Annotated in this window: 18 protein-coding genes; 8 read left to right on the top strand and 10 right to left on the bottom strand. The window is 52.1% G+C overall.

Annotated features, from left to right (window positions below; all coding sequences use genetic code 11):
* Window positions 1-618 carry a malonate decarboxylase holo-ACP synthase gene (locus SIK69_RS18160; RefSeq protein ID WP_319630461.1) on the top strand — a complete coding sequence of 206 codons (618 nt, stop codon included), beginning with the start codon at window positions 1-3 and terminating at the stop codon, window positions 616-618.
* Entirely contained in the window at window positions 618-1,520 is a 903-nt protein-coding gene (gene mdcH / locus SIK69_RS18155) for a malonate decarboxylase subunit epsilon (RefSeq protein WP_319786711.1), read from the top strand. Before SIK69_RS18160 ends, mdcH begins: the two co-directional genes overlap by 1 nt.
* On the opposite strand, the gene SIK69_RS18150 is transcribed toward mdcH, so the two are convergent.
* The 4 genes from SIK69_RS18150 to ycgZ all read right to left on the bottom strand — a co-directional run bounded on the left by SIK69_RS18150 (window position 1,510) and on the right by ycgZ (window position 3,869).
* Window positions 1,510-2,436: a LysR family transcriptional regulator gene (locus SIK69_RS18150; protein ID WP_319630462.1), complete on the bottom strand. Its 927-nt coding sequence runs from the start codon at window positions 2,434-2,436 to the stop codon at window positions 1,510-1,512. The two genes, mdcH and SIK69_RS18150, sit on opposite strands and share 11 nt — an antisense overlap.
* A 426-nt stretch (window positions 2,437-2,862) precedes the next feature.
* Window positions 2,863-3,129 (bottom strand): biofilm/acid-resistance regulator YmgB/AriR, encoded by a 267-nt coding sequence (locus tag SIK69_RS18145; RefSeq protein ID WP_319630463.1) that lies wholly within the window; start codon window positions 3,127-3,129, stop codon window positions 2,863-2,865.
* Window positions 3,130-3,175: 46 nt separating this feature from the next.
* A complete protein-coding gene (locus SIK69_RS18140) occupies window positions 3,176-3,466 on the bottom strand; it encodes a hypothetical protein (RefSeq protein WP_319630464.1) in 291 nt (96 codons plus the stop codon).
* A gap of 133 nt (window positions 3,467-3,599) precedes the next feature.
* Window positions 3,600-3,869, bottom strand: coding sequence for a regulatory protein YcgZ (gene ycgZ / locus SIK69_RS18135; RefSeq protein WP_319786710.1), 270 nt, complete (start codon window positions 3,867-3,869; stop codon window positions 3,600-3,602).
* Window positions 3,870-4,201: 332 nt separating this feature from the next.
* Between ycgZ and SIK69_RS18130 the strand changes: the two genes are divergently transcribed.
* Window positions 4,202-5,422, top strand: a complete 1,221-nt coding sequence (locus tag SIK69_RS18130; protein ID WP_319786709.1) for a diguanylate phosphodiesterase — start codon at window positions 4,202-4,204, stop codon at window positions 5,420-5,422.
* A gap of 124 nt (window positions 5,423-5,546) precedes the next feature.
* A complete protein-coding gene (locus tag SIK69_RS18125; protein WP_319630467.1) occupies window positions 5,547-6,284 on the top strand; it encodes a MerR family transcriptional regulator in 738 nt (245 codons plus the stop codon).
* Window positions 6,285-6,439: 155 nt separating this feature from the next.
* Here the strand turns inward: SIK69_RS18125 and SIK69_RS18120 are convergent, their stop codons facing one another.
* Window positions 6,440-7,309, bottom strand: a complete 870-nt coding sequence (locus SIK69_RS18120; protein WP_319786708.1) for a LysR family transcriptional regulator — start codon at window positions 7,307-7,309, stop codon at window positions 6,440-6,442.
* A gap of 101 nt (window positions 7,310-7,410) precedes the next feature.
* Here SIK69_RS18120 and SIK69_RS18115 point away from each other — a divergent pair, with 101 nt between their 5' ends.
* Window positions 7,411-8,367, top strand: coding sequence for an NAD(P)H-dependent flavin oxidoreductase (locus tag SIK69_RS18115; protein ID WP_319786707.1), 957 nt, complete (start codon window positions 7,411-7,413; stop codon window positions 8,365-8,367).
* A 62-nt stretch (window positions 8,368-8,429) separates the two neighbouring features.
* Here the strand turns inward: SIK69_RS18115 and SIK69_RS18110 are convergent, their stop codons facing one another.
* A complete protein-coding gene (locus tag SIK69_RS18110; RefSeq protein WP_319786706.1) occupies window positions 8,430-9,314 on the bottom strand; it encodes a LysR family transcriptional regulator in 885 nt (294 codons plus the stop codon).
* Window positions 9,315-9,517: 203 nt separating this feature from the next.
* Between SIK69_RS18110 and SIK69_RS18105 the strand changes: the two genes are divergently transcribed.
* Both SIK69_RS18105 and SIK69_RS18100 read left to right on the top strand, forming a co-directional pair.
* Window positions 9,518-10,495 carry an NAD(P)H-dependent flavin oxidoreductase gene (locus tag SIK69_RS18105; RefSeq protein WP_319786704.1) on the top strand — a complete coding sequence of 326 codons (978 nt, stop codon included), beginning with the start codon at window positions 9,518-9,520 and terminating at the stop codon, window positions 10,493-10,495.
* A gap of 118 nt (window positions 10,496-10,613) precedes the next feature.
* The gene (locus tag SIK69_RS18100; protein ID WP_319630472.1) at window positions 10,614-11,057 is read left to right on the top strand and encodes a GNAT family N-acetyltransferase; all 444 of its coding nucleotides are present in this window, start codon (window positions 10,614-10,616) and stop codon (window positions 11,055-11,057) included.
* A 115-nt stretch (window positions 11,058-11,172) separates the two neighbouring features.
* Here SIK69_RS18100 and SIK69_RS18095 read toward each other — a convergent pair whose 3' ends face one another.
* Window positions 11,173-11,859: a B3/B4 domain-containing protein gene (locus SIK69_RS18095; protein ID WP_319786703.1), complete on the bottom strand. Its 687-nt coding sequence runs from the start codon at window positions 11,857-11,859 to the stop codon at window positions 11,173-11,175.
* Window positions 11,860-11,902: 43 nt separating this feature from the next.
* Between SIK69_RS18095 and SIK69_RS18090 the strand changes: the two genes are divergently transcribed.
* On the top strand, window positions 11,903-12,508 hold the full coding sequence (locus tag SIK69_RS18090) for a helix-turn-helix domain-containing protein (RefSeq protein ID WP_319786702.1): 606 nt from the start codon (window positions 11,903-11,905) through the stop codon (window positions 12,506-12,508).
* A 178-nt stretch (window positions 12,509-12,686) separates the two neighbouring features.
* Here the strand turns inward: SIK69_RS18090 and SIK69_RS18085 are convergent, their stop codons facing one another.
* The 3 genes from SIK69_RS18085 to SIK69_RS18075 form a co-directional block, all read right to left on the bottom strand.
* Window positions 12,687-13,940, bottom strand: coding sequence for an MFS transporter (locus SIK69_RS18085; RefSeq protein ID WP_319786701.1), 1,254 nt, complete (start codon window positions 13,938-13,940; stop codon window positions 12,687-12,689).
* A gap of 99 nt (window positions 13,941-14,039) precedes the next feature.
* A complete protein-coding gene (gene asd / locus SIK69_RS18080; RefSeq protein WP_319630476.1) occupies window positions 14,040-15,158 on the bottom strand; it encodes an aspartate-semialdehyde dehydrogenase in 1,119 nt (372 codons plus the stop codon).
* A 227-nt stretch (window positions 15,159-15,385) separates the two neighbouring features.
* Entirely contained in the window at window positions 15,386-16,441 is a 1,056-nt protein-coding gene (locus SIK69_RS18075; protein WP_319630477.1) for an SDR family oxidoreductase, read from the bottom strand.
* Window positions 16,442-16,489: the final 48 nt, after the last annotated feature.

Genomic DNA, 16,489 nt, shown 5'->3' with positions numbered 1-16,489 from the left:
ATGACTTTCACACCGCGCCCCCACGATTTGCTGTGGCTCAAAAACGCTGACGCTTTGCTGAACATTCAGGAGACGTGGGTCACGAGCCAGTGGCATCCCGGCCTGCCGGTGGTGGTGCGGCGCGATGTGAATGACAAGGCTGATATTCCGGTGGGCGTCCGCGGCATCAAGCGCGAACAGCGTGCCGCCGGATGGGTTAACGCAGACGCCGTCACCCGTACGGTGACGCCTGAAATGCTCGCGGAACGCGAACGCCTGCTGCACTCCCCGTTTGTCTCCCAGCCGCCGGTTCAGGCGGCTATTTTACTCACCACCTTTGCGTGGCCTTGGCACTGGGGTGTGACCGGCAGCACCGGGTATGCGCTCGCTACCGAAATTCCGGTTCTGCATGCCGACAGCGATCTCGATTTGATCATCCGCGCCCCACAGCCGCTGACGCCGGATGAATTACGCCAGTGGCAGACGCAGGTCGAAAAACTGCCATGCCGGGCGGATACCCAGATTGAAACCCCCTTTGGCGCTTTCGCGTTGAACGAATGGCTACGCGAAGGACGCGTCCTGCTAAAAACCGCCAGTGGCCCGCAGCTGACCGCGACGCCGTGGCACAGGGAGCCATGATGAAAATCCTCTTTACCTTCCCCGGCCAGGGCACCCAACGCGCCGGGATGCTGCAAAACTTGCCCGATCGTGACGCACTGCTCGCCGAGGTCCGCACCGTACTCGGGGCTGAAACCGACACGCTTGATACCGCCGACGCGCTTCAGCACACCCGTGCGGTGCAGCTGTGCCTGCTGATTGCAGGCGTGGCCTGGGCGCGAGAGCTTATCCGCCACGACGTCGCGCCGGATATCGTCAGCGGCCTGTCGATTGGCGCGTACCCCGCAGCGGTGATTTCCGGCGCGCTGGGTTTTGCCGATGCACTGCGTCTGGTAGCGCTGCGCGGCGATTTAATGGAGCAGGCCTATCCCCACGGTTATGGTCTGACGGCGATCGTCGGCCTCCCACTTAGTCAGGTCGAAAAATTGATGGCGGGCAGCGAGACGTATATCGCCAACCTCAATGCCGACACGCAGATTGTGATTGCCGGGCGCGATGAAGAGATGGCGCGCGTGGCGCAAAAGGCACTGGAGGCCGGGGCCAGCAAAGCGACCCGGCTGGCGGTCAGCGTGCCGTCGCACTGTGCGCTGTTGGATAAACCCGCGGCGGAACTGGCCGATGCGTTTCAATCAGTGACGTTGTCACGCCCTCAGCGTGCCTACCTCAGTGGATCGACGGGCCGGGTGCTGTGGGAGCCGCAGAAAATCGCCGACGATCTGGCGTATAACATGGCGCGCACCGTGCAGTGGCAGGATGCGATGGTCTCAGCCAATCAGCGTGACGCCCGCCTCGCCATCGAGATGCCGCCGGGCAGCGTGCTGACCGGATTAACGCATCTGGCGGGCTGGCAAGGCGACGCGATTTGCCTCGAGCGCAACAGCGTCGAGGTGGCGCAGCATCTGGTTAAACGGCTTAGCCGTTAATACTCCGGGCGTACATGCGCCCTTCTGCCGCCAGCGCCAACAGGTCCTGATCGCGTTCCCGGTGGTGTGCGTAGACAATCGAAATCAGCTGGCGCATCTGGTACGGTTCCGCCAGCTTCAACAACTGCACATCGTTCTCGTACACCTTCTTCATGCGTCCTGGGATCAGGGCAAACCCCACGCCCGCCTGCACCAGGCTTATCATCGAGAAAATGTCATTTACGCGGGTAACGATTTCTGGTTCAAATCCGGCAATACTGAACGCTTCCTGGAACCCGGCGTAGGTGGCAAAACCTTCCGCCAGCGACACGAATTTGCGGTCGGCGTAATCACGCAGATCGGCATCCTGAGCGGTATTGAGCGGCACACTGGCCGGGGCAGCGAGAAAAATATCGTCATGGAACAGCGGGATAACGTCGAAGGCTGACCCGTCAAACTCACCTTCGTTGGTGGAAATTAAAATCGCATCCAGGGCATCATCTTCCAGCATATCCAGCAGCATCTGGTTAGAGCCCATGGTCAAATCCAGCTCCAGCGAGGGACGGCGCAGCTTCATGCCCATGATAATTTTCGGCACCGTTTCCAGGGTCAGCGAGTACAGCGTGCCGATGCGCAGCCGTCCGCGCCCAACGCCCGCCACTTTGCGCGTCTGCTCCAGGCCTTTACTCATCAGGCTTATCACGTCCTGACAATATTCCAGCAGCGTCCAGGCGGCGGGCAACGGCACTAGATTGCGGCCTTTATGGACAAACAGCGGGCAACCGACGCCCTCTTCCAGGGTATGCAGCGCCCGATGGACGCTGACGCTGCTCAGTTCCAGCGCCTCTGCGGTACGGGCGATGTTGCCTTTGTTCATGAACATCACAAAAACGGTGAGCTTACGGAAGGTAATATCCTGATTAATGTCGTCTTTCATGGCAGCCGGTTTTGATATTTTTCAGATGAATGATTATACCCGGTTTTTTTGCCTCACCGCGTTAAGTGCAAGCGTAGGCTCTATTTTTTGAGAGAGCCTCTTCGTTACGGCAAGTTTGCAATTATCGAACAAAAGAATTTAAGGAAGCGGGTTGCACAGTAGAATCAGCATGTGTCCGGGTACTTATGAGGCTAGCTATTATCAGCTGCGTTTGCTGGTTACCCCACCGACCTCACTACGCAAGGCGATGAGCGCCGAAAATACATTCGCCGCAAAGTACAACTTTCGCGCAACGGCACGATGCGTGTTCTGTCGAATTCAACGTTGGGGGGATAGCGTGATTGGAGACGGTATTCTGATTAAAATCCGCCATTTGCCCGGAGAAGTAGGCGCTAAGCCCGCCGAAGCGGGCCGTATTAAGCAATATCACATGTCATCAGAGGTGTAACCCACCACGATTTCCAGCGTCTTACGGATGACGTCTGACTTCACCACGTCATCAGTACACTCCAGCATATGGATTAAGCTTAAAATGATGCTTTTGTTGGTCAGATGATTGCCTGAAGATATGATCCCACGCACTGCCACTCCCAATACTGCAGACTCTTCTGCCAGCATATCGCCCGCGTGACGGAAGTAATTTGAGAGTGCTTTGTCATTCAGGGCTGTGTAAATATCAGGTTCATGTAGCATCGCCATTCTCATTTTCTCGTTCATATTTCAGTAACTTTTTTTGAGATCAATGGAGCTTGCCACTGTTACTCGGTTCGCGGCCATTCATCCCCCCATCGACTCGGTCCCTGAGTCTGATTTCGCCTTCATCCTGCTGGCGCGGTGACAGAGCTGTATTCATGTCTGCGAGTATTTTGGTGATAAGACTCAGACGCTCGCTGTCCTTTTCGGACGCCTGCATAACCCGCAGCTGATGTATTAGCGATTTCGCATTCACTGGCCTTTTGTTCCTGAGAAGGTCCAGCACGGCCTCGCCAATCAGTTCATCTTTCAGTTGTTCAGGGTGACTTCTCTTCATAACGACTGTCTCTTATTGCTGCATTTCCTCGTAAACAGAATGCAACATTAAGCACTATCTAGTGAAGAAGATCATGTGATGGAGTACATCAACGCTTCATCGGTAAACCTCACTTCTGCGTGCTTTGTGAATATCAGCGCTCTGTGGACGCTGTGCTCTCACGGCTCTCAAACAGCAGGCCGATCAGGGCGTTATAGTGTTTCTCTTCTTCAGGGCCTGCTGCCTTTTCCAGACGCTTAAGAAGCTTGGTACACAGTGACTTGCGATTCAGATTTCGGCCATCGCTAAGAATTTCAGTCACAATCTCGCCTAAGGTTTCCTGCTGAGTCGGCAGGTTGGCTTTTGCGAAGTAGCGGGAAATCGCCCCAGCTGAATCGACGGCTACCCCATTGTGCTGCTGCATGTGTCGCTCCTGTTCGAATATTTGAATGTTACAATTGATTATCAAGTTAGGTTAATTTTTAAAACTTGTACAGGAAATGTGTACAAAAGATTAGCTTGCTAATTTGCAAAAAGTGCTATTTACGTTTTTTCAACGATATAGGATTTTTCCAGATGAAATTTACCTGCGATTTACTGTACATAATGAAAGATCCAGCCTGATGAAAACGGTACGCATATCGCGCCCCCCGCCCTTTCATGTGAAATCGATGTTAAGACAACGTGTTGATTTGAACGACGTTAGCGCCATTATCTGCTACTGTTGACCCACACTCGCTCATTTCCGGAATGACCATGCTCACCACCATCATTTATCGCAGCCACTTGTGCGACAACGTGCCGTTCAAAGCGCTGGAAGGGATGGTAGCCGCCGCTAATCTCACCAACCAACGGGCCAGCGTCACGGGTATCTTGCTGTTTAACGGCACCCATTTCTTCCAGCTGCTGGAAGGCCCGGAAGAGAACGTGAACGCCATTTATGCGCGTATCTGCCAGGATCGCCGTCACTACAACGTGGTTGAGATTTTGTATGACTACGCCCCGGCGCGCCGGTTTGGCAAGGCCGGTATGGAGTTGATTGACCTGCGTGAACACGAACGGGAAGCCGTGCTGCAAACCGTGCTGGACAAAGGCACTACCCGCTATCAGCTGACCTACAACGACCGTGCCCTGCAGTTCTTCCGTACCTTCGTTGAGGCCAAGGAAAAACAGAATTACTACGAGATCCCGCCCGCGGATTCGTGGGAGTTTATTGCCGATGGACAGGCCGTTAACCTGCCTGCGGACTACACGCCGATAGCCGCTGACTGCAGCTTTGCGTTCCAGCCGATTATCGACCCTCTGGCGCAGGAAATAACCTCTCTGGAAGCGCTGATCCGCACCCCCACCGGCGATTTGCCTGCGCACTACTTCGCCCACCTTCCCGATGGCGAATTGTATGCAGCCGACCTTCGCAGCAAGAAAGTGGCCTTTGCGATGGCGCATGCGCTCGGCCTACAGGACAACGTGCTCTCCGTCAATTTGTTGCCGATGACGCTGGTGCAAATTCCCGGCGCGGTGCGTTATTTACTGGATGAAATTGAAGCTAACGGTCTGGTGCCGGAGCAAATCGTGGTCGAATTCACCGAAAACGAGGTTATTTCGCGCGTTGATGAATTTAAGGGTGCGGTCAAAGAGCTGAAAGCCGCAGGTATCAGCGTCACCATCGATCACTTTGGGGCCGGTTTTGCCGGTTTATTTTTGCTCACTCAGTTCCAGCCAGACAGAATTAAGATTAATCGCGAATTGATTAAAGATGTACACAAAAGCGGGCCTCGTCAGGCTATTGTACATGCCATTATTCAGTGCTGTGCCTCTCTGGAAATCCAGATTTCCGCCGTCGGGGTGGAGAAACCTGAAGAGTGGATGTGGCTTGAATCCGCAGGCATTGCGCTGTTCCAGGGCAATCTCTTCGCCCCCCCTTGTCTGAACGGCATTCCGGCCGTTGCCTGGCCCGAGAAAAAAACGCCACTGTAGCCTTTAGATTAATTTTGCTAAACTCTTAGCTGGAGGCTGTACAACTAATTATAATTTGTACAGCCGATGACCTTCCTGTACAAGGATGATTCAGGGGGGCATTGATTCAGGTATGAGGGAAGCTATGGCTTTTTACAGCATTGGTGACGTAGCGGAACGTTGCGGGATAAACCCCGTCACGCTGCGTGCATGGCAGCGACGTTATGGCTTGCTCAAACCGCAGCGCAGTGAGGGCGGCCACCGGCAGTTCGACGAAGAAGATATCCAGCGCATTGAAGAGATTAAACGCTGGATTAAATCCGGAACGCCTGTCAGTCGCGTTAAAGAGCTGCTGGATGTCAATCGCACGCCGCTCAATGATGACTGGGCCACGCTGCAAGAAGAGATGATGGCCGTCCTTCGCCAGGCCCAGGCCCCTAAACTGCGCGCCAAAATTATTGCCGCTGGTCGCGAACATCCGGTCGCCGCACTCATTGACAATGTGTACATCCCCGTTCGCCAGCGCCTGAGCCTGGATCACAACACCGCCCGCACCATGTGCAGCCTGCTCGATGGCATCCTGATTGAATACGTGGCCGCGAATCTGGTCGAAACCCGCCGTAAATCAGGTAAAGAAGCGTTGCTCGTCGCCTGGGATGTGGAAGACCGCCTTCGTTTATGGCTGGAAGCCTGGCGTCTTTCCCAGTCTGGCTGGCATATTGCCGTGTTGGCTGAACCGCTGGAGTCCCCTCGCCCCGAATTTTTCCCCGGCCAGACCCTTTTTGTCTGGACAGGCCTGGCCCCAACCAGACGTCAACAGGAGCTGTTGCAGCACTGGCAGGAACAGGGCTATACCGTTCATTTTCATCATCCTGTGCCGTGATCCGTGCGGCGGTTTTTATCGGGCCGTCCTTCTCGCCACTACAAAAAATAGTCGTCCCGTTTTCGCTTGTCGCTGCAACACCTGACGCTACAGATTCAGACGACACCTTTCCTCTGGATACCACCAGAAAAGTCACGCACGTCATTATTTTAATGCTACTTCAACCTTCCAACCCATTCTGAGCAAAAATCCAGATAAGCCCGCACCAGGGTGGAAGGTCGTTTATGGCCCGCATAGACAAGCAGCAACGGGAGGGATTGTTTGGCTATCCCGGGCAGAAGCTGGATCAGCTCACCGCTTTCCAGCCAGGGTCTGACTGAAAAATCCATTACCTGTGAGACGCTCATCCCCCTCAGGGCATAATGAATTAATGCCTGGGTATTATTGGTAGAAAAGAGTGGCTCATATTTCACCTTTTCAACACCAGAGCCCCATTCAAAAGAGCCATGAGTCAGGCTTTCCCAGGCCGCAATCGGAAGCTGGGCCATTTCAGTTAAGGTCTTTGGTGTGCCGTAACGTGCTAATAATGCGGGACTTGCCACAAACAGGGCTTCCGCTGTCATCAGGGGTTTCGCAATCACGTCATCAATATTTAAATTGCCCATTCTGAGCGCAACATCAACGCCATCTTCAAACAAATCAACGACCCTTTCGCTCGAATGACAAAATACCTTGATATCAGGATAACGCTGCTGGAACTCGAGCAGTAAATCCCACCAGAGTGAGAAATTGGGTGGCACAGAAAGACGTAATTTGCCCTGTAATTTGTGGGCTGAGGTGACTGATTTTTGCGCATCCTCCAGCAGTTCAACCCCCAGACGAGCCTGTTCAAAGAACTGTTGTCCTTGGTAGGTTGGCTTAACCCCTTGTTTTGAACGATTCAGGAGCTGTACGTTTAACGCCTGCTCAAGCTCGTTAATTTTTCGACTCAGGGTGGAGATTGGCATACTCATTCTTTCACTGGCCGCAGAAAAGCTGCCTGCATTCACCACCGCGATAAATAATTTTGTTGCGTTGAAGTCCACTTATCTTTCCATATTTGGGCATCATCTGTTTATTTTTGGTGATTCCATTCCATTTTTCAATGGATAAAATTTCCCTTTCTGATTTTCACCAGGACTGAACAATGAATAATCGCGTCACTGAACTCTTACATATCCGTTATCCACTTATACAGGCTCCCTTGTATTTTCTTACCAGTGCGGAGCTCGTCGCTGCCGTTTCAAACGCCGGAGGCCTGGGTACGTTAGGGCCACACGCCGGGCAAGACAGCCTGCCGGGTTCACGTTATATAGCGCTGGATCGCATGCGCAAGGAGATCAGGAAAGTAAAAGCACTGACGGCTAACCCTTTCGCCGTAACGTTAATTAACGGACCTGATATGAGTTTCTGGCGACCCACCGCAGAAATGCTGGTTGAAGAAGGTGTGGAAGTGGTGCTTATCAATGAAGTGTTGGATGCTGAAATTTATGATTTCTTTAAACGCCACCGCATCAAAACGCTCTACCGCGCCCTGACCCCTACTATCGCTAATTCGAAAGAAGCGGAGAAATTAGGGGCCGATATCATCATTGCAACAGGTTTTGATGAAGGTGGCACCGTGCCGTGCCGCGTGATCGGTACGTTCAGTATTGTGCCCATGATTGCGGATAGTGTAAAAATCCCGGTAATCGCCGCAGGTGGTATAGGCGATGTCCGGGGTGTGCGGGCCGCAATGGCACTGGGGGCAGAAGGTGTATTTGCTGGCAGCCTCTTTTTAACGGCTCTTGAAAATCCCGCCGATGAAAAAGTCAAACGCCTGATAGTCAATTCGAGCGCTGAAGATCTGCTGCTTTTCCGGACGCAGCCTGCCTATTACCGCACCTTACCGACCGATCTGAGCCCGAAACTGGCAGAATTAGAAGCCCAGGATACCGATCGCGAAACCATGTTTAAGGCAATGAACGGTTATCACTCTTTGTGGCAGGCGATGAGACTCGGCAATTTTGATCAAGGGGTTGTGTCCACAGGCACCGGGATTTCCGTTATCAAGTCAGTCCGTCCGGCTGCCCAAATTGTTGCTGACCTTATGCAAGATTTTTAATGGACATCCGCGAGGGGCGGAAATGATTCCGCCCCTAAACGGCCTCATCCTTCGACGGAAAACTACAATAACCCCTCCACCCACTCGGCAAATACCCGGACTTTACGAGAGAGATGACGATGTGGATAAAGGAGTGATAACGCGCGCGGCGGAACGGGAAAGTCTGGTAGCACTTCTATCAGCTGGCCGCTTTCGAGATAAGGCTGCAAAAAAATAGTCATCCCTTGTAGCACACCCAGCCCAGCCAGACCCGCAGCAACATAGGCTTCGGAGTTATCGAGGACCAGCTTGCCTGAAAGTGTTAGCTCGGCTGTCCCCGACGGGGTTTCAAACTTCCATGGCATAATTTGCCTGCTACGGCTGTTAATCCAGTTTACGGCCTGATGCTCACGCAGCGCCTCCAGTGTTTTTGGTATGCCATGCTGCGCAAGATAAGTTGGGCTGGCGCAGGTTGTCATGTTGATGTTGCCCATCTTGCGGGCGATATAATCACCGTCCTCCAGTTCCCCTACCCGCAGCACACAGTCCAGGCCATCGCGCAGCATATCCCGGCGGCGATCGGAGCTGCTCAGAATGATGTCGATCGCAGGATGTTCACGATAAAAATCAGGCAAATTTGGCACGACGAGTAAAGCCGCAAATGCAATCGGCATATCCACCCGCAACTGCCCGTGTAAAACGCGGTCGCCACCAAAGGATTCCAGTAACTCATCGGCCTGGGCCAACAAGGGCTTGCTGCGGCGATAAAATTCTTCTCCCTCTGGCGTCAGGTTAATCCGCCGTGTCGTTCGCTGCATTAGCCGAATGCCGCTGTGTTGCTCCAGTTGTTGCAGGGCTTTGGTGACAGCAGGACGATGAATTTGCAGATTCTCCGCCGCCTGCGTCAGGCTACCTGATTCGACAATTTCGATAAAAATCTTAATAGATTCAAAGAGATTAATTTGCATTTTGTGCTTCTTTCGCAAGAGATGTAGAGGCTGCTGACTCGCACCGGATAGTCACATTGTTACTTATTTTATAATAGTGATGAATCATTTTGGCTATTTTTCAAAACAATTACGGGCTCTACACTCTCTCCATTGCGAAATATGAAAACTCGGTAAGGCCGCCGCAGCAGGCTGCCTGACCTCTTAATTAAGGACATTACACCATGCAAAATAACCGTATCTGCCAGATTCTGGGTATTGAAAAGCCTGTTATTCAGGGCCCCTTATCCTGGTTAACCGATGCCCGTTTAGTTGCCGCTGTCAGCAACGCCGGAGGGCTTGGCGTGCTAGGGCCAAACGCAGGTTTAACGGCCGAAACCGCCGTTTCTACGCCACTTGAAACGGCCGAGAAAATGCGTGAAGAAATTCGTAAAACCAAGGCGCTTACGGAAAAACCGTTTGGCGTTAATCTGATTCCGACGCCTGAAAATGACCCTTGGACGCCACCTATCTTGCAGGTAATAAAAGAGGAAGCGGTGAAAGTGGTGGTTTATACCGGCTATGGCGAAGGCGCGGTGATCCCCGCATTATTTGACGACCTGAAAGACGCGGGTATTAAGATTATCTATCGCGATATCAACCCAACACCTGAAAATACTCGCCTCGCTGAAGCTGCCGGAGCGGATATTATTGTCGCCACCGGTTTTGACGAAGGCGGAACTTTACCCGGTAAGGCGCTGGGAACATTTTCAATCGTACCGCTGATTGCCGATGCCGTTCAGCATGTTCCGGTCCTGGCTGCCGGAGGTATAAGCGATAACCGTACCGCCAGAGCAGCCCACGCGCTTGGGGCAAGTGGCGTTTTTGCGGGTTCCGTTTTTATCAGTACCGAAGAAAGCCGTGTACCGCAGTCAGTGAAAGACAAAATCATTCACGCTGACGGACTCGACATGCTGCTGTTCCGTACTCTGCCCGATTACTATCGTTCATTACCTGGCAAGCTGGCAGAAAAACTGGTGCAAATGGATAAAGCAGGAGCCAGTAACGAAGAGCTTGGCAAAACCATGGGCGGTTTACGGGGTCTGCGTATCGGGATGCTCGAAGGTAATACTGATGAAGGTTATATCTCACTGGGTACCGGCATCGGCAGTATTCGGGAGATTAAAACGGTCGCTAAAGTGGTTGATGAATTAGCGGTGTGAGCGTTTCCCGCCCAGAGGGGCTGGTCAGTAAACTGCCTGCGCATGTACGCAATTGTATCTATATGATATATTTAACATTGTTATGTAGTTTTATTTTACTCATGTTTGGGCAGACCTAATGAATATTAATATACGACCTGCACTCATTTCTGATGTCGATAGTATTTTCGATGTCAGAACATCGGTTATCGAAAATCATCTTAGTCGCGAAGAAATGCGGCAGATGGGAATTACTGAAAGCGTAGTGGCCGATATGATTCAGAATAGCGCCTGCGCATGGGTTGCGACAGAAAATGAAAAAATCATCGGTTTCTCAATGATTTTACCGGATGAAGGTTGCCTATTTGCAGCTTTTGTTCGCCCGGAGTATGAAGGTAAAGGTGCCGGGCGTAGGCTTGTTATGGCCGCTGAACAGCAGTTGTTCAAACACCATGATATTGCCTGGCTGGAAACCGATAAGCACAGTCGTGCAGCGAAATTTTACCTGCATCTCGGCTGGGGGAATCAAACGGATATCAACGAGACGGATATCCGATTAGAGAAAATAAATCGTCGCGTATAAACCTTTTCACAAGGACCGGCAGATTACCGGTCCGGTGGGAAAGTTATTGTAGAGCGCGGTTGTCAAACCAGCACCCTTTTCGGAATACCGTTTCTGCTGAATGACATAACCGATATTACTCGCTGATGAGAGCAACCTCAAACCGCACACCCGGCATCATTTTTTCAAAACCGTCGGTCAGCATCTTTCCAGCTTCATGAAGCTTCTCCAGTGGCATCTGCGGGAGACTCTCCAGAATGAACCACATTTGCTGAGCTTCCACATCTAAACGGGTTCTGATCCCCTGTCGCCAGTTCCAGCGACGACAGGTCACACCGACATCATCACACCAGATAACTTCCCCACGCGCGGGATACTCCACCACAGGTTCACCGTCTTTATAGGTATCAAAAGGCTCGTAGCCTTCTGCCATTATCAGGCGCGGCGATCCCTGGTATGCAGCCCTATTTTCGCCTCCAACAGGAATGGCATATCGCAGGCTGACGGCATTATAGAGATCCACCACGGGATCGAGGGCCGGCATCGTCCCATCACGAAGCACACGCTTACGCAATGCATCAGCCGAGCAGGGAGTACGTTTCGGCTTGGCACCGAAGCCCTGAAACACCGCTGCCCAGGCAGCCATATGTGCTTCAGCCCACTCAGGAACGCCCATCTGAACGGCTTCACAGGCGGCTTTCAGCGCCGATTCCCCGACATCAGGGTTCACTACAGGCGCGGCCTGTACATAGATACTGAGAGCCCGAAAACCGGGGGCGATACCATAGACCTCTGGGGCAATTGACGGAGCGACTGTAAACACGGGATAATCCTTTAATGACTAATTTATTCCATGATATCGACCAATGACCAAAAAAGTCAATTTAGTGACCAGCGCAGGTGCGGATGTCAGCACCGTGAACGAAGCCGTATCTCAGCGGATTAAGCTTTATCGTAAGCAAAAAAAATTGTCACTTGATGAGTTATCCCGACGAGCCAATATCAGTAAAGGCATGCTGGTCGAAATTGAAGGATGTAAGGCCAACCCGAGTATTGCGCTGTTGTGTCGTCTTGCCGCAGCGATGGGGGTATCTGTCGCGGATTTTGTGGATGTGAGCATTAAGCCTGACGTTCACATTATTACTGAAGCGGAGATCCCTGAACTGTGGAGAGGAGACAAGGGGGGAAGTGCCCGACTCCTTGCCGGTTCGGATGGGCCGGACATGACCGAACTCTGGTTATGGGAAATGCTGCCCGGCGAGAAGTTTCATTCTCCGGGACACCCCTCTGGCACGCTGGAGCTGCTATATGTGCAGTCTGGAACGCTTACGCTTGGTGTTAAAGAGACGGTGTATAAGGTGAATAGCGGTTGCTCGGCTACCGCCAGAACGGATGTGCCTCACTTCTATGAAAACCAGGAACAACATCCGCTAAATTTCATTATGACCGTTAACGAAAAAGCATCCGGATGAGGCTGTTTCTTGTTGAAAACAGAGGCTAAGGAATTTATGAAATCAGGCCGGGTGATAAATAGTTTTTAGCCGCCGGACTATACCTACTGTACCTGATATAGCACGCACGAATCTATGTCCTGGTGTTGTGCGTGGTACTGCTGGTGATGTGCTCCCTGCCACCAGCGGCCCCTTATTTTTATGAATCCTGCAGCCGTGCCAGCATCCTTATCCTGCAAGCGTAAATAATCACGCACAACAGCAGGCTAAGTAATGCGGTGCCGATAAATACCCCCGCCCCGGTCATCGCCAGCATCACGCCACCGATTAACGGTCCGATAGCAACCCCGAGCGTCGACAGAGTTGATGCCCCAAGATAGGCTCCCCGATGCGCTGCCGGGGCCAACTGATCGAGCAAAATGTTCAGGTTCGGCATCAGAATAGCTTCCCCCATGCTGAATACACCAGTAACGGTCAGCCAGACCCAGGTTTCCGTAGACTGTATTAAAAAAAAGCAAAGCTGCGAAAACGCGAAAATGACGCCACCCAGAAGGATGCGTTTTGGCAGGTTGATCTGTGCCAGAAACCGCATAACAAACGTCTGAAACATCAAAACGGTACAGGCATTCGTAACCAGGATCAGCGTAATTAGTTTAACCGCCGCGTTGCTGTCGATTGACAACAGATACTGGGGCAGCACGGCTTCATAATGGATAAATACGATACTGCACAAAATACTGCACAGCAGCGCCGCTACGTAGATTCTGTCTCTGGCGATAATGCCCATTACCTGATGCAGCTTAATCGCCGGGCCACTGCCGGTCTGCAGTTCACCCAGCAGTTTACCCGCGGGGATAAACAACAGCACGTAGACGAAAAAAGGCAGATAGGTCAGCCCGGTAATCAGGAACGTCCCCTTTTGTGACGTCAGGCCAAAGACGATCCCTACCAGCGGGCCAAATACCGCCGCGACGTTGATCAGGTAGTAGCGCATTTGCAGGGCAAGCGCACGACGGCGGCGGTCACCCAGCAAATCACTCATCAGCGCACGTACCGGGGGATCGACCCACGCAAAACAGACGCCGATAATCATCAGGCCGATGATAAACAATCCCATCCCGGTAGCCAGCGCCAGGATCATATAGCCCACGGCAGAAAAACCACAGCCCAGCAGAAGAATAACCCGTCGTCCCAGCCTGTCCGAAATCTGCCCGCCATACATCCCGAGTACCACCGAGATAAGCGCGCTGCAGGTCATTGCCAGGCCAATGGCTACCGGTGACATATGATAATTCTGGGTCATAATCACCGAGATAAACGGCCACGCCATAAAATAGCTAAACCGTACGACGAGTGTAAAAAAAAGCAGCGCATGGACGGTGGCGGGGAACGTTTTTAGCGTAGGGTAAAGACCCGGTGCCGCACAAACTTTAGCGGTGGGTTTTGTCGTCATAAATCATCCTGTTCATTCTTTTTATTAACATCGCGGATCGCATGACCTGAATGAAAAAAAGCACCGGCTCAACAGGTGCTTTTGGCTAAATAAAATGATTCAAACCCTGCCGAGCAGAATATTTAACATGCGGCGCAAAGGTTCGGCCGCGCCCCACAAGAGTTGATCGCCTACCGTCAGAACCGAATAGATTGGGTCATTGTTGAGCGACATTTTCTTGTAACGGCCAATCCCCACCTGAAGCGAACCGCTGATATATGCCGGGGTCAATTTACTGACACTCTCTTCCTTGTTATTGGGCACGTAGTTAACCCAAGGATGGGAATGCGTCACTAACTGCGCAAACTCTTCTTCGCTGACTTCACGCTTGAGCTTCAGGGTGATTGCAGCACTGTGGCAGCGGATCACGCCGACCCGTATACACAAACCGTTTACCGGGATCGTCCCGGGTGACAGACCCAGAATTTTGTTCGTTTCAGCCTCACCTTTCCATTCTTCACGGCTATTGCCATCGCCTAAATCGCTGTCAATCCATGGAATGATACTGCCCATTAAAGGCGCGCCGAAGTTCTGGATCGGCATGTTAGCACTGTTAATCAGTTCACTGACCTTATTGACTAACGGAAGCACTGAGCCTGAGGAAGCCAGCTCCTCGGAGGACAAATGGCTACTTATATAAGCGCTTTGCGTGATCAATTCCCGGACATACTGTGCACCGGCACCCGATGCAGACTGATAGGTCATCACACTCATCCATTCAATGAGATCGGCCTTTATCAGCCCGGCGAGCCCCATGAGACTCAGCGTGATCGAACAGTTGCCGCCGACAAAAAGCTTAATTCCCTCTTTGACTGCCCGATCGATATTGGCGCGATTGACGGGATCGAGAATAATGCAGGCTTTTTCATCCATCCGCAGCGCTGAGGCGGCATCAATCCAGTAGCCCTTCCAGCCATGGGAAATCAATGCAGGATAGACCGCTTTAGTATAATCCCCGCCCTGACACGTTATGATGATGTCCATTTCCGCAAGCGCTTCAATCGAATTAGCATCCTTGAGCGTATAGGTCTTGTCCCCGATGACCGGACCCGCAGCCCCCACGCTGGAGGTACTGTAAAAATGCGCAGAAATATCCTTAAAATCATTTTCTTCCAGCATCCGTTGCAGTAGAACAGAACCGACCATTCCCCGCCAACCCACAATGCCAACTTGCTTCATTTTGCGTAACCTTAACAACGTTATGTAAATGTTAATTTATATCAGTGATTGTTATATATCATCCCTGGGTAAACGTCATCATCAGTCACGTCAAATACCCAGATTATTAAAATATTTCATACTGTTATCAGGATTGGTTATTGAGATCTCACCCTGGACGGAAACGAAGCCTCCGCCCACCTTAAATTCCCTGTTGCTCTTTACCGGGCGCGTCTCCTGCAGCGTTCTTAGGGAATAATGCGCGCGGCTCTCAGCTGCATGAACAGGCTGAAGAACATGTCGTCGGTGGCCTGCATACGCGTGAACCCCGCCCGGCGAAGCTTACTGCCATCACCAAACATGTCGTAATTCCAGCCAAACACGAAATCGGCAAAACGTCCGTCGCTCAGCTGTAAAATATCCGCTTCCACCAGTCGCTGCCCGGCAAGTTCACGCCATATCCCACCATAGTCCTTAAATAACTGGTGAAATGACAACCTGACCGGCGGGGCGTATTCCAGCTCAAACCAGCGTGCAATGCCCGGCCACAGCTCACTCCAACGCCAGACATCACCGTTATTCACGTTGAACGCCTGATTCTCTGCCACCGGCGATGTCGATGCCCACAGCGTAGCCTCTGCCAGCAATTCGCCGTCAGTATGATCCACGATGCTGTGCCAGGTTTGTTCTGAACCCGGAAAGCGCAAAGGTAAACCCAGGGCCTTACACAACGACGCATACAGGGCGATGCTCAGCGCAAGATTCATGGTGTTTCCAGGCACCGTGCTCCCCACAACACCCGGTCTGATGGCATTCCAGTGCCACGTTTTTCCCCGTTGAAATTGGCTGAGCCACGTCAGCTGAGCGGCATTAAACTCAGCCCCGGGAACCCCAGGATCGCTTTCACGCGCCGGGGTTTTGAACGGTCCAAGATGTGCGCCGTAGACTTTATATCCCTGCATCAGACTTACCGTTTTTAGGGGTGTCGTTTTCTCTATGTTGCTGACCAGGTTGCGTAGCATGGTGACATTCGGTTCAACCATTTCTGTCCAGTTCGCGGCGTTCAACCAGGCGCTGTAAAAAATATGCGTGACGCCATTGAGAGGCTGCAACATTCGGGCGCTGTGCTGTTCGTCGAGTAAATCGACGTTTATGAGCGGAATGCCTTCAGGATGGGATTCAGCATGGCGGCTCAGGCCGATGACCTCCCACTCATTGTGCAGCAGCGTTTTGACCAACTGCCTGCCAACAATACCACTGGCACCAGCGACCAGCGCGACGTGTTTTTGCTGGGTATTATTCATGATGTTTCTCCCGATAAGGTGACAGGTACAGTGTGATATATTATTTTT

The organism is Scandinavium lactucae, assembly GCF_033843265.1.
Taxonomy (GTDB): Bacteria; Pseudomonadota; Gammaproteobacteria; order Enterobacterales; family Enterobacteriaceae; genus Scandinavium; species Scandinavium lactucae.
This window is presented reverse-complemented; position numbering and strand designations above follow the sequence as displayed.

Coding starts and splice junctions, on each gene's coding strand:
- asd (WP_319630476.1), bottom strand. CDS start 15,158: ATGAAGCAAGTTGGCATTGTGGGTTGGCGGGGAATGGTCGGTTCTGTT.
- SIK69_RS18145 (WP_319630463.1), bottom strand. CDS start 3,129: ATGCTACATGAACCTGATATTTACACAGCCCTGAATGACAAAGCACTC.
- SIK69_RS18110 (WP_319786706.1), bottom strand. CDS start 9,314: ATGCAAATTAATCTCTTTGAATCTATTAAGATTTTTATCGAAATTGTC.
- SIK69_RS18115 (WP_319786707.1), top strand. CDS start 7,411: ATGAATAATCGCGTCACTGAACTCTTACATATCCGTTATCCACTTATA.
- mdcH (WP_319786711.1), top strand. CDS start 618: ATGAAAATCCTCTTTACCTTCCCCGGCCAGGGCACCCAACGCGCCGGG.
- SIK69_RS18090 (WP_319786702.1), top strand. CDS start 11,903: ATGACCAAAAAAGTCAATTTAGTGACCAGCGCAGGTGCGGATGTCAGC.
- SIK69_RS18105 (WP_319786704.1), top strand. CDS start 9,518: ATGCAAAATAACCGTATCTGCCAGATTCTGGGTATTGAAAAGCCTGTT.
- SIK69_RS18075 (WP_319630477.1), bottom strand. CDS start 16,441: ATGAATAATACCCAGCAAAAACACGTCGCGCTGGTCGCTGGTGCCAGT.
- SIK69_RS18130 (WP_319786709.1), top strand. CDS start 4,202: ATGCTCACCACCATCATTTATCGCAGCCACTTGTGCGACAACGTGCCG.
- ycgZ (WP_319786710.1), bottom strand. CDS start 3,869: ATGCAGCAGCACAATGGGGTAGCCGTCGATTCAGCTGGGGCGATTTCC.
- SIK69_RS18160 (WP_319630461.1), top strand. CDS start 1: ATGACTTTCACACCGCGCCCCCACGATTTGCTGTGGCTCAAAAACGCT.
- SIK69_RS18140 (WP_319630464.1), bottom strand. CDS start 3,466: ATGAAGAGAAGTCACCCTGAACAACTGAAAGATGAACTGATTGGCGAG.
- SIK69_RS18150 (WP_319630462.1), bottom strand. CDS start 2,436: ATGAAAGACGACATTAATCAGGATATTACCTTCCGTAAGCTCACCGTT.
- SIK69_RS18125 (WP_319630467.1), top strand. CDS start 5,547: ATGGCTTTTTACAGCATTGGTGACGTAGCGGAACGTTGCGGGATAAAC.
- SIK69_RS18085 (WP_319786701.1), bottom strand. CDS start 13,940: ATGACGACAAAACCCACCGCTAAAGTTTGTGCGGCACCGGGTCTTTAC.
- SIK69_RS18100 (WP_319630472.1), top strand. CDS start 10,614: ATGAATATTAATATACGACCTGCACTCATTTCTGATGTCGATAGTATT.